The organism is Methylobacterium sp. Ger2507, from assembly GCF_055231875.1.
In genome coordinates this window covers 4,811,093-4,826,535 of record NZ_JBUYVC010000001.1, presented here as the reverse complement: position 1 = coordinate 4,826,535, position 15,443 = coordinate 4,811,093, and the positions used below count along the sequence as shown (strand labels likewise).

Annotated in this window: 9 protein-coding genes; 8 read left to right on the top strand and 1 reads right to left on the bottom strand. The window is 64.2% G+C overall.

Annotation, left to right across the window (positions count from 1 at the left end; all coding sequences use genetic code 11):
• Window positions 1–110 precede the first annotated feature (110 nt).
• The 6 genes from ACV7NL_RS22370 to ACV7NL_RS22345 all read left to right on the top strand — a co-directional run bounded on the left by ACV7NL_RS22370 (window position 111) and on the right by ACV7NL_RS22345 (window position 7,327).
• A complete protein-coding gene (locus ACV7NL_RS22370; RefSeq protein WP_056188346.1) occupies window positions 111–1,019 on the top strand; it encodes a LysR family transcriptional regulator in 909 nt (302 codons plus the stop codon).
• 165 nt (window positions 1,020–1,184) lie between these two features.
• On the top strand, window positions 1,185–1,658 hold the full coding sequence (locus ACV7NL_RS22365) for a formate dehydrogenase subunit gamma (protein WP_056188344.1): 474 nt from the start codon (window positions 1,185–1,187) through the stop codon (window positions 1,656–1,658).
• Entirely contained in the window at window positions 1,655–3,214 is a 1,560-nt protein-coding gene (locus ACV7NL_RS22360; protein WP_056188341.1) for a formate dehydrogenase beta subunit, read from the top strand. The genes ACV7NL_RS22365 and ACV7NL_RS22360 overlap by 4 nt, the downstream gene beginning before the upstream one ends.
• A gap of 13 nt (window positions 3,215–3,227) precedes the next feature.
• Entirely contained in the window at window positions 3,228–6,089 is a 2,862-nt protein-coding gene (gene fdhF, locus ACV7NL_RS22355; protein ID WP_056188338.1) for a formate dehydrogenase subunit alpha, read from the top strand.
• Window positions 6,076–6,945 carry a formate dehydrogenase accessory sulfurtransferase FdhD gene (gene fdhD / locus ACV7NL_RS22350; protein ID WP_463356919.1) on the top strand — a complete coding sequence of 290 codons (870 nt, stop codon included), beginning with the start codon at window positions 6,076–6,078 and terminating at the stop codon, window positions 6,943–6,945. The genes fdhF and fdhD overlap by 14 nt, the downstream gene beginning before the upstream one ends.
• Window positions 6,946–7,036: 91 nt before the next feature.
• Window positions 7,037–7,327 (top strand): formate dehydrogenase subunit delta, encoded by a 291-nt coding sequence (locus tag ACV7NL_RS22345; protein ID WP_056188332.1) that lies wholly within the window; start codon window positions 7,037–7,039, stop codon window positions 7,325–7,327.
• Between the two features lie 58 nt (window positions 7,328–7,385).
• Here the strand turns inward: ACV7NL_RS22345 and ACV7NL_RS22340 are convergent, their stop codons facing one another.
• Window positions 7,386–8,279, bottom strand: coding sequence for a hypothetical protein (locus ACV7NL_RS22340; protein WP_463356918.1), 894 nt, complete (start codon window positions 8,277–8,279; stop codon window positions 7,386–7,388).
• Between the two features lie 622 nt (window positions 8,280–8,901).
• On the opposite strand from ACV7NL_RS22340, the gene gltB reads away from it, so the two are divergent.
• Window positions 8,902–13,617, top strand: coding sequence for a glutamate synthase large subunit (gltB, locus tag ACV7NL_RS22335; protein WP_463356917.1), 4,716 nt, complete (start codon window positions 8,902–8,904; stop codon window positions 13,615–13,617).
• Between the two features lie 210 nt (window positions 13,618–13,827).
• Window positions 13,828–15,258 carry a glutamate synthase subunit beta gene (locus ACV7NL_RS22330; RefSeq protein WP_463356916.1) on the top strand — a complete coding sequence of 477 codons (1,431 nt, stop codon included), beginning with the start codon at window positions 13,828–13,830 and terminating at the stop codon, window positions 15,256–15,258.
• The last annotated feature ends 185 nt before the right edge of the window (window positions 15,259–15,443 follow it).

The following is a 15,443-nucleotide window of genomic DNA, read 5'->3' as shown; positions in this document are numbered from 1 at the left end:
CGGTTTTTCCATCGCTCTGCGGTCGCATCGCCGATGATTCAGAGTGATGCCGTGGATGGCCGCGGAGATGCTACAGGCTCCCGGCTCGCGTGTTGAGGTGAGGTTTTCGCGTGATCGACCGGTTGGAGTTCATCCTCGCCCTGGCGCGCGAACGTCACTTCGGACGAGCGGCCCAGGTCTGCAACGTGTCGCAGCAGACCCTGTCGGCCGGCGTCAAGCAGCTCGAGGAACGGCTGGGCGTGCTCCTCGTGCAGCGCGGCTCCCGCTTCCAGGGGTTCACGCCGGAGGGCGAGCGGGTTCTCGAATGGGCACGCCGCATCGTCGGCGATGCCCGCGCCATGCGGGAGGAGGTCACGAGCCTGCGCCGTGGCCTGTCGGGAAATCTCCGGCTCGCCGCGATCCCGACCGCGACCCCCATCGTGGCCGCGTTGACGACGCCGTTCCGGGCCCGCCACCCGAACGTACGCTTCTCCGTGCAATCGACGACGTCCGGCGAGATCGGGCGCCTCATCGCCGACCTCGAGATCGATGCGGGCATCACCTACCTGGAGAACGAGCCGCTCGGCCGGTTGACTGCGGTCCCGCTCTACCGGGAGCGCTATCGTCTACTGACGGCCGTCGACGGCACCTTCGGGTCGCGGGACACCGTCACCTGGGACGAAGTCGCGAGCCTGCCGCTCTGCCTGCTGACACCGGACATGCAGAACCGCCGCATCATCGACCGGCAATTGCTGAAGGCCGGGACGGAATCCGCGCCTTTGCTCGAATCCAATTCGATGATCGTCCTCCTGACCCACGTGCGTACGGCCAAATGGGCGAGCATCATGCCGGCGGTTCTTGCGGATACCTTCCGGCTGAGCGACCGCGTCCGGGCGGTGCCGATCGTCGACCCGGATGTGAGCCACCTCGTCGGCCTCGTCGTCCCTGAGCGCGAGCCGATGACGCCGCTCTGCGCCGGCCTTATCGTGGAAGCCAGGAACGCGGCGACCGGCATCGAGCAGATGATCGACGACCTCTAGAAAAATTTGAGATGACTCGCAAAACTTTTCAGTCGCTATGGATTTTTGCGTTGCAGCATCGGTTTCTGACAAAAAATCGTTGTCGGCCGACCGAACAGGGCGATTGATCCTCGGGTGGCGATATACCACCTTGGAACCAGAACAAGATAAGTCTGGGTAGGAACAATGGTGCCGAACGAGCCCTGGAGCGAGCCCCGCGCCGCCGGGATAATCGCCGAACATGTCCACCTCGAGGGTGCGACGCTCCCCATCCTGCACGCCTTGCAGGAAACTTTCGGCTACGTCGACGAAGGGGCGGTTCCGCTGATTGCGGACGCTTTGAATCTGTCGCGCGCGGAAGTCCACGGCTGCATCACCTTCTATCATGATTTCCGCAGAGCGCCGGCCGGGCGACACCAGGTGAAGCTGTGTCGGGCCGAAGCCTGCCAGGCGATGGGATCGGACGCGCTGCACGCGGAGATCCTCGGGCGGCTCGGGATCGACTGGCACGGGACCACCCCGGACGGACAGATCACCGTCGAGCCGGTCTATTGCCTCGGCCTCTGCGCCAACGGTCCGGGCGCTTTGGTCGACGATGAGCCGGTCGCCCGGCTGACGGCCGATTCCCTCGAAGCTGCTCTCACGGAGGTGAAGTCGTGAGCATCACGATCTACGTTCCGCGGGATGCGGTCGCGCTCGGTCTGGGCGCCAATCGGGTCGCGCGCGCGATCTTCGCCGGCGCCGAACGCCGCGGCCTCGACGTCACCATCGTGCGGACCGGCTCGCGCGGGCTGCTCTGGCTCGAGCCGATGGTCGAAGTCGCGACCGACGAGGGCCGGGTTGCGTACGGGCCGGTCACGGTTTCCGATGTCGACGCTCTGCTGGATGCCGGGCTGGCGACCGGCGGCGACCATGCGCTTCGCCTGGGCGACCCGGAGAAGATCCCCTATCTGGCCCGCCAGCATCGTCTCACCTTCCAGCGCTGCGGCGTGGTCGATCCGGTCTCGGTCGACGACTATCGGGCGCATGGCGGTTACAAGGGCCTGGAAGCCGCGCTGAAGCTCGATGCGGCCGGCATCGTCGCCGAGGTGCGGGAATCCGGTTTGCGTGGACGCGGCGGCGCGGGCTTCCCCGCCGGCATCAAGTGGAACACGGTGATGCTGGCGCAATCGCACCAGAAATACGTGGTCTGCAACGCCGACGAGGGCGATTCCGGCACATTCGCGGACCGGATGATGATGGAGGGCGATCCCTTCAATCTCATCGAGGGCATGACCATCGCGGGGATCGCGACCGGGGCCACCCGCGGCTACATCTATCTGCGCTCCGAGTATCCCCAGGCCTTCGCGACCCTCAAGGAGGCGATCGCCAACGGGATCAAGGCCGGATTCCTGGGCGACAACGTCATGAACTCGGGAAAGGCCTTCCACCTGGAAGTCCGTCTCGGGGCGGGGGCCTATATCTGCGGGGAGGAGACGTCGCTGCTGGAGAGCCTGGAAGGCCGTCGCGGCATCGTCCGCGCCAAGCCGCCCATTCCGGCTCTGAAGGGCTTTCTCGGCCAGCCGACCCTCGTCAACAACGTGATGACCTTCACGGCGGTGCCCTACATCCTGGAGCACGGCGCCAAGGCCTATGCGGAGTACGGCATGGGCCGCTCCCTCGGCACGCTTGCGATCCAGCTCGCCGGCAACATCAAGCATGGCGGCCTGATCGAGTACGCGTTCGGCATCACGCTGCGTGAGATCATCGAGGATTTCGGCGGCGGTACGCAGAGCGGCCGTCCGGTCCGCGCCGTGCAGGTTGGTGGCCCGCTCGGGGCCTACTTCCCCGACCACCTGCTCGACACGCCGCTCGATTACGAGGCGATGGCGGCGAACAAGGGCCTCGTCGGACACGGCGGCATCGTGGTGTTCGACGACACCGTGGACATGGCCAAGCAGGCCCGCTTCGCCTTCGAGTTCTGCGCGGTCGAATCGTGCGGCAAGTGCACGCCCTGCCGCATCGGCGCGACCCGCGGCGTCGAGACCATGGACAAGGTCATCGCCGGAATCCGGCCGACCGAGAACCTCGCTGTGGTCGCCGACCTCTGCGATGTGATGACCGACGGTTCGCTGTGCGCCATGGGCGGTCTGACGCCAATGCCCGTCATGAGCGCGATCACCCACTTCCCCGAGGATTTCCAGCAGCGCGGACCGATGTCCGTCGCCGCCGAATAAGGAGGCGCGATCCATGGCCCTCATCAAAGAGATCGACTACGGCACCCCGATCCGGGTGAACGAGCAGACCGTGACGCTCACCATCGACGGGATGAGCGTGACGGTACCGGCGGGCACGTCCGTGATGGCGGCCGCCATGCATGCCGGCACCCAGATCCCCAAGCTCTGTGCTACCGATTCGCTTGAGGCCTTCGGCTCCTGCCGTCTCTGCCTCGTGGAGATCGAGGGACGGCGTGGCACGCCGGCCTCGTGCACGACGCCGGCCGAGAACGGCATGGTGGTCTCGACCCAGACGGACAAGCTGGCCAAGCTCCGCAAGGGCGTGATGGAGCTCTACATCTCCGATCACCCCCTGGACTGCCTGACCTGCGCCGCCAACGGCGACTGCGAGTTGCAGGACATGGCCGGCGCGGTCGGCCTGCGGGACGTGCGCTACGGCTATGACGGGGCCAACCACGTCAAGCCGACCTCCGAGCAGTACCTGCCGAAGGACGCGTCCAACCCGTACTTCACCTACGACCCGTCGAAGTGCATCGTCTGCAATCGCTGCGTCCGTGCCTGCGAAGAGACGCAGGGCACCTTCGCGCTGACGATCTCGGGGCGCGGCTTCGACAGCCGCGTCGCCGCCGGCCCGACCGATTTCTTCAACTCGGAATGCGTCTCCTGCGGCGCCTGCGTCCAGGCCTGCCCGACCGCGACCCTCCAGGAGAAGTCGATCATCGAGCACGGTCAGCCGGACCACTCGGAGATCACCACCTGCGCCTATTGCGGCGTCGGCTGCTCGTTCAAGGCCGAGATGCAGGGCACCCGCATCGTCCGCATGGTGCCCTACAAGGGCGGCAAGGCGAACGAGGGCCATTCCTGTGTGAAGGGCCGGTTCGCCTACGGCTACGCCACCCACAAGGACCGCATCACCAAGCCGATGATCCGCGACAAGATCACGGACCCCTGGCAGGAAGTCTCCTGGGAGGTCGCGATCGATCGCGCGGCGTCCGAGTTCAAGCGCATCCAGGCCAAGTACGGTAAGGATTCGGTTGGCGGCATCACCTCGTCCCGCTGCACCAACGAGGAAGCCTACCTCGTTCAGAAGCTGGTCCGCGCGGCCTTCGGCAACAACAACGTCGACACCTGCGCCCGCGTCTGCCACTCGCCGACCGGCTACGGCCTGATGTCGACGCTCGGAACTTCGGCCGGCACCCAGGACTTCGCGTCCGTGGCGCATTCCGATGTCATCCTGGTCATCGGCGCGAACCCGACGGACGGCCACCCGGTCTTCGCGTCCCGCATGAAGAAGCGCCTTCGCGAGGGTGCGAAGCTCATCGTCGCCGATCCGCGTAAGATCGACCTGGTGAAGTCGCCTCACATCAAGGCCGATTATCATCTGCCGCTGAAGCCGGGTTCGAACGTCGCCTTCATCAACTCGATGGCGCATGTCATCGTCACCGAAGGCCTCGTCGACGAAGCCTATGTCCGTGAACGGTGCGATCTCGGCGACTTCGAAGCCTGGGCGCGCTTCGTGGCCGACGAGCGTCATTCCCCCGAGGCGCAGGCCACCTATACCGGCATCGATCCGGCCGAGCTGCGCGCCGCCGCCCGGCTCTATGCCAAGGGCGGTGCCGCCGGCATCTATTATGGCCTCGGCGTCACCGAGCACAGCCAGGGTTCGACCATGGTCATGGGCATGGCCAACATCGCCATGGCCACCGGCAACATCGGCATGCTGGGCGCCGGCGTGAACCCGCTCCGCGGCCAGAACAATGTCCAGGGCTCCTGCGACATGGGTTCGTTCCCGCACGAGCTGCCGGGATACCGCCACGTCTCGGACGATGCCACCCGCGAGACCTTCGAGGCGCTCTGGGGCGTGTCCCTCGACCAGCATCCGGGCCTGCGCATCACCAACATGCTCGATGAGGCCGTCGATGGCGCCTTCAAGGGCATGTACATCCAGGGCGAGGATATCGCCCAGTCCGACCCCGACACGCACCATGTGACGGCGGGCCTGATGGCGATGGAGTGCATCGTCATCCAGGACATCTTCCTGAACGAGACCGCGAAATACGCGCACGTCTTCCTCCCGGGCGCTTCGTTCCTGGAGAAGGATGGCACCTTCACCAATGCCGAGCGCCGCATCTCCCGCGTGCGCAAGGTGATGCCGCCGCTGTCCGGCGTCGGCGATTGGGAGGGCACGATGCTGCTCTCCAACGCTCTCGGCTACCCGATGAACTACAGCCACCCGAGCGAGATCATGGACGAGATCGCGTCCCTGACGCCGAGCTTCTCCGGCGTCAGCTTCGCCAAAATCGATGAACTCGGCTCGATCCAGTGGCCGTGCAACGAGGCCGCGCCGCGCGGGACCCCGATGATGCATGTGGACCGCTTCGTGCGCGGTCTCGGCAAGTTCATGATCACCGAGTACGTGCCCACCGAGGAGCGGACCGGACCGCGCTTCCCCCTGATTCTGACGACGGGCCGCATCCTGTCGCAGTACAATGTCGGCGCGCAGACCCGCCGGACGGAGAACTCGCGCTGGCACGAGGAGGATGTGCTGGAGATTCACCCCTTTGACGCCGAGGTTCGGGGCATCGTCGATGGCGACCTCGTCGCCCTCGAAAGCCGGTCGGGCGATATCGCCCTAAAGGCCATCGTCTCCGAGCGCATGCAGCCTGGCGTCGTCTACACGACCTTCCACCATGCCAAGACCGGCGCCAACGTGATCACCACCGATTACTCGGATTGGGCCACCAACTGTCCCGAGTACAAGGTCACAGCGGTCCAGATCCGGCGGACGAATCGCCCGTCCGATTGGCAGGCGCGATTCTTCGAGGAGGACTTCTCGTTGACCCGGATTGCGACCCAGCTGAATGCGGCCGAGTGATCCGCAGGGCCTGACGGCGAACGAAGAGGACGTGCCGGTCGAGACTGCCCGGCGCGTCCCTACCCTGGTCGTCGCCTACGACGATCCGGAACCCCGGACCGGAACCCGTCCCCTCGCGGTCGAGATGCCGGTCAATCTCGTCTACGGCACGGTGCCCTATGCCGTGATGATGACGACGCCGGCCGACCTCGTGGATTTCGCCTACGGGTTCAGCCTGACCGAGGGCATCGTCGCCTCGGCCGACGAGATCCGCTCGGTACGGGTCGAAGCGGACACGGCGGAAGGCGGAATGCGCCTTCTCGTCGACCTGGTGCCCGGGCGCTTGCGCGAACATCTCTCCCGCAAGCGCGCCATGTCGGGACGTACCGGCTGCGGCGTCTGCGGGATCGACGATCTGGCCTCGCTGCCGAAGGCTGATGCGCCTCTGCACGGGGCCGGACAGGTCACGATCGCGGCGATCCAGCGGGCGCTGCTGGCCATGGGCGACGCGCAGGTGCTGAACGCGGAAACCCGGGCGGTTCACGCGGCCGCCTGGGCCGACCTCGACGGCACCCTCGTGGCCCTCCGCGAGGATGTCGGGCGCCACAACGGCCTCGACAAGCTGATCGGCGCCCTGATGCAGCGGGGGACTGATCCGGCGGACGGCTTCATCGTGATCACAAGCCGCTGCTCCTTCGAGATGGTGGAGAAGGCGGCGAGTCTCGGTGCCACGGTGCTGGTGGCGATCTCGGCGCCGACCTCTCTCGCCATCGACCGCGCCCGCCTGCACGGCATGACGCTCTGCGCCATCGCCCGCTCCGACACGCTGACGGTGTTCACCGGCCGCGAACGCCTCGTCCTATCCACGCTGCCCTGAAGGCGCGCGAATCTCGTTCCTTCGCGCATTCTTTCCTTCGCGAATCCCAGCCCTCACCGAATTCCGTGCCCCCGAGAGAGTTGCCGACCCCATGAGCGCCCTGACATCCGACCAGAAGCTGGTTCGCATGGCGAACCAGATCGCCACCTTCTTTCGGTCCTACCCGGACGAGGAGGCGGTCGCCGGCATTCACAAGCACATCGTGGCGTTCTGGACGCCGAAGATGCGCGCCGCTCTCGAGGCCTTCGGCCCGAAGCCGGAGAGCGGACTCGACCCGCTCGCGCTGCGCGCTCTTCAGGATACGCCACAGGCCGAGAGCCCGGTCCGTGCGGGCACCCGCGACCCTCATCTGCAGGGAGCGGGCGCCAGCGACGCCGGCTGAGCCCTTCGCGTCCGTGCTCCCGAAGGCTGGCGGGTTTCGAGTCCCGTCGGCCTGGGGCCTATTCGGGCTCCTTGGCGGTGGTGCCGGGAACGATCGTCGCGCCACCGATGACCCGGACCGGGCGCTTGGCGTCCGACGGAACATCCTTCCAGTTCTGCGCCACCGGCTTCTCGGGCGGCGGTGGCTGAACGGAGGCCGGCGTCAGGCTGCTGGGTGCTTCGACCTTGGGCGGTGTGGCTGCAGCTGATGCGGGAGCCCCGTCCGACTTCGGCTCGTTTTTCGCCGCCGCCGGCGGCACCTCCGAAAGCTTGGGCGAAAGCTTGGGTGCGTCCGGCATCGCGACGGGAGCGGCGGCCTTGGGCGGAGGGCTCAGGCGCACCACCCGTCGCGGACCCTCGGACTTCGGCTTCGCTTCGGACCCACGGGCATCGGGATTCAAGCCCATGATGTTGGAGTCCACCGATTCGGGTCGCGCCCGTCGGATAGACTGCTGTCGTTCGGCCGGATCGGGGCGCAGCCGACGCGCCGACTCCTGCGGGAAGGGGATATCCCCGGGTGGAATGATCCGCTCGGCCTCCCGGATCGGGCGGCGGGGGGACTCGTCCTCCTCGGTCCAGCCATAGCCCGGCGTCCGGCGCACGATTCGGGCGGGCGCTTCGGGGACGATGTCGAGACGCTGCCGTCCGAGAATCCGGCCGTCCCGCGCGTCGACGAACAGACGCAAACGGTCGCCATAGGGATTCGAGGCTTCGACGATATACGCCTGCCCGTCGAATCGCGGCCGCGTCACCGCCGTGAAGCCGCGGTCGTTGAGGCGCCAGACGACGGCCCGTGGTGGCAGGAGAATGTCGGGCTCATAGGCGTATTGCGCCCGCGCCGTGTCGGCGCCCGTTATCGTGATGAGAATCGCCAGGCCCGCGAATCGAGCACGCAGGGATGGGGATGCACGCATGGAAGTCCTGCGAGACGAAACCATCGATCTGAGATCCCGAGTGAGGTCGGTTCGGAGGCCTGCTGTTGGCGCAGGTCCTCCGCTCCACGATCCGCCAGGGTCCAGGGAACCCCGCATGCCGCTTGTGCTCGGCCCATTGGGTAGACAGCCGGATTGGGGCAAGATTGCGGGCTCGTCACCGATCAGGGATCGCAACGATGCAATGGTCGTGTCATCATCGTGGTATACAGCGGCATGGCGGCACCGACGCGCGCAGGGAACCATGCGCTGGAAAACCGCAGCGCGGGCACGGACGCGCTCTTGCTGGAGCCTTTAGAATCTGTCACTTTCTGCGGGTAGGACAGTAGAGCTGTCCCATTCCCGGCGGGATACCTGTCCGGAAGGCTGTGAGGATCTCGCTCAGGTGACGTTGCCGGCGACCAAACGAGATTCGAAGCCGGTCGCCATCGCGGCGATCCGGGCCCGCACGGCTTGAGATCAAGCCGGCGTCGAGCCCGCGAGTTGCGGGCGCTTCCTGACCGAAGAACCCGCCAAGAGCCGACGCTGTCGAGAGATGAAACCCGGATCCTTTCAGGATTTGGGCATGAAACATGCTCGCATGCGAGCAGGTCGGAGGCGAGAGATGGTGGACGTGGTCGCATCTTCTGAGTTCGGGGCACTCCAGGCGTCGGTTCCTGCGACCCGCGACGGTACCAATCCGCTGATCGTGCGTGATACTGCTCTGCCGAAAGCTCAGGGCCTCTATGATCCGGCCCGCGAAAGCGATGCGTGCGGCGTTGGTTTTGTTGCCGACATGCACGACCGCCGCACGCACGCCATCGTCCAGCAGGGTCTGCAGATCCTGAAGAACCTCGACCATCGTGGCGCCGTTGGTGCCGATCCAAAGATGGGCGACGGCTGCGGCATCCTTGTCCAGATCCCCCACGCCTTCTTCAAGGCAGAGTGCGAGGCCCTTGGCATCGCACTCCCGGAGCCAGGTCACTACGGCGTCGGTCAGTTCTTCATGCCCAAGGACGCGGAGGCGCGTTCGCTGGTCGAAGACATCGTGGAGAAGGCCCTCGGCGACGAGGGCCTGCCTTTCCTCGGATGGCGCGATGTACCGGTCGATCCAAGCGATCTCGGCGTCATGGTCAGAGAGACCGAGCCTTGCCACCGGCAAATTTTTATCGGCCGACCCGCATCGGTGTCCGAGGAAGACGCCTTTGAGCGCCGCCTGTTCACCGCTCGCAAGGTCATCTCGAACAAGGTCTACGGACTGAAAGACGAGCGCGCGAACACCTATTATCCGGTTTCGCTCTCGACCCGGACCATCGTCTACAAAGGCATGGTACTGGTCGACCAGCTTGGCGAGTATTACCGCGACCTTCAGGATGAGCGCTTCGTCTCGGGGCTCGCCTTGGTGCACCAGCGCTTCGCGACCAACACCTTTCCGACTTGGCGCCTTTCGCATCCCTACCGCATGGTCGCGCATAATGGCGAGATCAACACCCTGCGTGGCAACGTCAACTGGATGGCGGCTCGTCAGGCCAGCGTCGATTCGGAGCTGTTCGGCAACGACATCTCGAAGCTTTGGCCGATCTCCTACGAGGGTCAGTCCGATACCGCGTGTTTCGACAACGCTCTCGAGTTCCTCGTGCAGGGCGGGTACTCGCTCGCGCACGCGATGATGATGCTCATCCCTGAGGCCTGGGCCGGCAACCCGCTGATGAGCGAAGAGCGGCGTGCCTTCTACGAGTACCACGCCGCTTTGATGGAGCCATGGGACGGCCCGGCCGCCGTATGCTTCACCGACGGCCGGCAAATCGGCGCTACGCTCGACCGCAATGGTCTGCGCCCAGCCCGCTACCTCGTTACCGACGATGGCCTCGTGGTGCTCGCCTCCGAGATGGCCGTGCTGCCGATCCCGGACGATAAGATCGTCGAGTCCTGGCGCCTGCAGCCGGGCCGGATGCTGCTCATCGACCTCGAGAAGGGCCGGATCGTCTCGGACGAGGAAATCAAGAGCGAGCTCGCAGCGGCACACCCCTATGCCGAGTGGGTGAAGAACACGCAAATTGTCCTGGAGGACTTGAAGCCGGTCATCCCGCGTGCGTCGCGCTCGGACGTGTCGCTCCTCGATCGCCAGCAAGCCTTCGGATATAGCCAGGAAGACTTGAAGCTGCTCATGGCGCCCATGGCGGTGACCGGGCAAGAGGCAGTGGGCTCCATGGGCACCGATACGCCGCTTTCGGCGCTGTCGGACAAGCCGAAGTCGCTATACTCGTACTTCAAGCAGAACTTCGCGCAGGTCACCAACCCGCCGATCGACCCGATCCGCGAGGAGGCCGTAATGAGCCTCGTTTCGTTCATCGGCCCGCGTCCGAACCTGCTCGACATGGAGGGAGCCTCCCGCAAGAAGCGCCTCGAGGTCCGCCAGCCAATTCTCACCAATGGCGACCTCGAGAAGATCCGCTCCATCTCCCATTTCGAGGATCGGTTCGACACCAAGACCCTCGACATGACTTTCCCGGCAGAGACTGGCGCGGCAGCCATGGAGGGTGCCGTCGACCGCCTATGCGATCGGGCTGAGGTTGCCGTGCGTGGTGGCTATAACATCATCATTCTGTCGGACCGCGGCATAGGACCCGACCGCATTGCGATTCCGGCTCTCCTGGCAACGGCCGCCGTGCATAACTACCTGATCCGCAAGGGACTTCGCACCTCCGTCGGACTCGTAATCGAATCGGGCGAGCCACGGGAGGTGCATCATTTCGCGTGCCTTGCCGGCTACGGCGCAGAGGCGATCAACCCCTATCTCGCCTTCGAGACGCTGATCGCGATGAAGGATGAGTTCCCGCCGGACCTCACGCCCGACGAGATTGTCTATCGCTACATCAAGTCGATCGATAAGGGGTTGCTGAAAGTGATGTCCAAGATGGGCATCTCGACCTATCAGTCCTACTGCGGTGCGCAGATATTTGACGCCATCGGTCTGAACTCATCGTTTGTCGCGCGGGATTTCTTCGGTACGGCAACGACCATCGAGGGCATCGGCATGGCCGAGGTCGCGCAAGAGACTGCGCGGCGTCACACCGATGCTTTCGGTGACTCGCCGATCTATCGCACAGCCCTCGATGTCGGTGGCGAGTATGCCTACCGCTTGCGCGGCGAGAGCCACACCTGGACTCCGGATTCGGTCGCGACCCTTCAGCATGCCGTGCGCCTCGGCCTGCCCGATCGCTATCGCGAATATGCCCGGCTGGTGAACGAGCAAGAAAATCACCTTAAGACGATCCGCGGCCTGTTCCGCATCAAGCAGGCGGCAGAACTCGGTCGGCCGCCGGTGGACATCGATCAGGTCGAGCCAGCAGCCGACATCGTCAGGCGCTTCGCAACCGGTGCCATGTCCTACGGGTCCATCTCGAAGGAGGCGCACGAGACCCTCGCTATTGCGGTGAATTCGTTCGGCGGCCGGTCGAACTCGGGAGAAGGCGGCGAGGAGGTCGAGCGCTTCAAGCCGATGGCGGACGGCCGCTCGCGCCGTTCGGCCATCAAGCAGGTGGCTTCAGGCCGCTTCGGCGTCACAACGGAATACCTCGTCAATTCCGATATGATGCAGATTAAGGTCGCTCAGGGTGCCAAGCCCGGTGAGGGCGGTCAGTTGCCCGGTCACAAGGTCGACGCCAAGATCGCCAAGGTCCGCTACGCCACTCCTGGCGTCGGCCTGATCTCACCGCCGCCGCACCACGACATCTACTCGATCGAAGATCTGGCTCAGCTGATCTTCGACCTGAAGAACGTGAACCCCGAAGCGGACGTTTCGGTGAAGCTCGTCTCTGAAGTCGGCGTCGGCACGGTGGCTACCGGCGTCGCCAAGGCGAGAGCCGACCACATCACAATCTCGGGCTTCGATGGCGGTACCGGTGCCGCACCCCTGACTTCGATCAAGCACGCGGGCGGTCCCTGGGAGACGGGTCTTGCCGAGACCCAGCAGACTCTGGTGTTAAGCCATCTGCGTGGGCGCGTCGTGCTCCAGGCCGATGGCGGCATCCGGACGGGCCGGGACGTCCTCATCGCAGCGTTGCTCGGTGCCGATCAGTTTGGCTTCTCGACAGCTCCGCTGATTGCCGCCGGCTGCATCATGATGCGCAAGTGTCATTTGAACACCTGCCCGGTTGGCGTGGCGACTCAGGATCCCGTTCTGCGCAAGCGCTTCAAGGGAACGCCCGAGCATGTGATCAACTACTTCTTCTTCGTAGCCGAGGAACTGCGCGAACTAATGGCCTCCATGGGCTTCACCAAGCTCGAGGATCTCATCGGCCGGGCCGATTTCCTCGACACGCTGGAGGTGATCAATCATTGGAAGGCGCGCGGCCTCGATTTTTCAAAGCTGTTCCACCGTCCGGAGGTGCCCGAGCACGTCGCCATTCGCCATACCGAGAAGCAGAAGCACCCGATTGACACGGTTCTCGACCGTCGTCTGATCGCTGGCGCTCAGTCGGCTCTCGACGGGGGTGAGGCGGTCGTGGTGCAGGACGTGATCAAGAACTCGGACCGTACGGCCGGTGCCATGCTTTCCGGCATGGTTGCTAAGCGCTATGGCCACGAAGGCTTGCCAGACGATACGATCCGGGTCGAACTCGCCGGCACTGCTGGCCAGAGCTTCGGTGCCTGGCTGGCTGCCGGCGTGACCATCGTGCTCACGGGCCATGCCAACGACTATGTCGGCAAGGGGCTGTCCGGCGGCAAGCTAATCATCCGGCCATCCGACGCCTTAAAGGCACCGGGCTCACACCTGATCATGGCGGGTAACACGGTGTTGTACGGAGCGATTGCAGGAGAGGCCTACATCCGTGGTTCAGCCGGTGAGCGTTTCGCGGTTCGCAATTCGGGCGCCATCGCGGTGGTCGAGGGCATGGGCGACCACGGCTGCGAGTACATGACGGGCGGTGTCGTCGTGTCGATCGGCGAAACTGGACGCAACTTTGCGGCCGGCATGTCGGGGGGCATTGCTTATGTGCTCGACGAGGACGGCTCGTTCTCCGCCCGCTGCAACCTCTCCATGGTCGATCTGGAGCCTGTTGAGGAGGAGGACGATCTCATGCGCCGCTTCCATCAGGACGGTGACCTGGAGACGAAGGGACGCGTCGACATCCTCGCTGACATGTCCGGCCATGACGAAGAGCGACTGTCTCAGCTCATTACTAACCATCTGAAATACACCGGCTCTCCGCGTGCCAAGGCGATCCTCGATGACTGGGCCGGTTACCGTACCAAGTTCGTCAAGGTGATGCCGGTCGAGTACCGCCGGGCACTGAGAGAGATGGAAATGGCGCGGATGCCAGTGGCAGCCGAATAGGGTTGAATCTTAGGCCGGTACACGAGGCTACGAACCGGTAATCAGAACGGGCTTCCAGGCTGGCGGTCGGCACTAAGACGCAGTCTCGCACGGGTAACTAGAGGGTGGATCGGACGATACGGCCGATCAATCCTGTTCAATAGCGGAATAGGCCGATCCGGCTGCCTTCCGCGCGACGGATCAGACAGACTCGCGAAAGACAGTCAGACGATGGGCAAGGTCACGGGTTTTCTCGAATTTGACCGGCAAGAGCAGAAGTATCAGCTCGCCGCCGATCGCGTGCGGCACTTTCGCGAGTTCACGCTGCCGCTCGACGAACATGATCTGAAGAAGCAGGCGGCTCGTTGCATGGATTGTGGCATTCCGTTTTGTCATGGCCCAACCGGTTGCCCGGTTCACAATCAGATCCCGGACTGGAACGAACTCGTTTACCAGTCGGATTGGGAGGAGGCGGCGCGCAACCTCCACTCCACCAACAACTTCCCTGAATTCACTGGCCGCATCTGTCCGGCGCCGTGCGAGGAAGCGTGCACCCTGAATCTTGAGAACCAGCCGGTGGCGATCAAGACCATCGAGCAGGCGATTGCCGATCGTGCTTGGAACAATGGCTGGGTGAAGCCCGAGCCAGCGGAGCACAAGACCGGCAAGAAGATCGCGGTCATTGGGTCCGGTCCCGCGGGCATGGCAGCTGCGCAGCAACTTGCCCGCGTCGGACACGAGGTTCACGTCTTCGAGCGAGAGCCGAAGGCTGGTGGTCTGCTTCGCTACGGCATCCCCGACTTCAAGATGGAGAAGCGCCACATTGACCGGCGTGTGAAGCAGATGGAAGGAGAGGGCGTTCAATTCCACTACGGAGTGAATGTTGGAGTAAACAAGCCGCTCCACGAACTCTCCTCCGAGTTCGACGCTGTGCTGTTCGCTGGCGGAGCTGAGGATCCGCGCAATCCGCAATTGCCTGGTCAAGACCTTCAGGGCGTGCATTACGCCATGCCGTTCCTCGTACAATCGAACCGCCGTGTTGGTGCTGAGCCAATGCCGGGGAATGGCGAACCACCAATCCTTGCTACAGCAAAGAATGTAGTCGTGATCGGCGGCGGCGACACAGCCTCGGATTGCGTCGGAACCTCGTTCCGGCAGGGCGCCCTCTCGGTTACCCAACTTGACATTCGTCCGCGTCCGCCAGAGCGCGAGGATAAGCTTTCCGTTTGGCCCTATTGGCCTACCAAGATGAGAACCTCATCGAGTCAAGCAGAGGGTGCGGAGCGCGAGTTCCAGGCTGCGACGCTTCGCCTTGAGGGGAAGAAAGGCAAGCTGACCGGCGTGGTCTGTACCCGCGTCGATGAAAACCGTCAGCCAATCCCGGGAGGGGAATTTATCTTGCCTGCAGATCTCGTCTTCTTAGCGATCGGCTTCGCCGGCTCGATCCGCCAGGGGTTGTTGGAAGACTCTGGCGTTGCCATGGACAGGCGTGGCAACGTCACTGCCAACGAACTGGATTATCGGACTTCAAACGAGAAGATCTATGCGGCTGGTGATATGCGCCGTGGCCAGTCTCTCGTGGTGTGGGCGATCCGCGAAGGCAGGCAGGCTGCCCGTTCGATTGACGAGGCGCTGATGGGCGGAAGCATCCTGCCGCGTTGACATAGAAGAGCCTCGCTGTACCAATGATGGTGTTTCAGACAATGACGGCTCTGCCGACGCAGTCTGAAACATCTTTGATAATCTTGTCATTACCTCTTGAAAAAGATCAAGGTTGGACCTGCGCATTACAAAGCCGATGACGGAGCCGAAGATCAAACGTTATGATGGTCTGGGAGGAGGCTGAA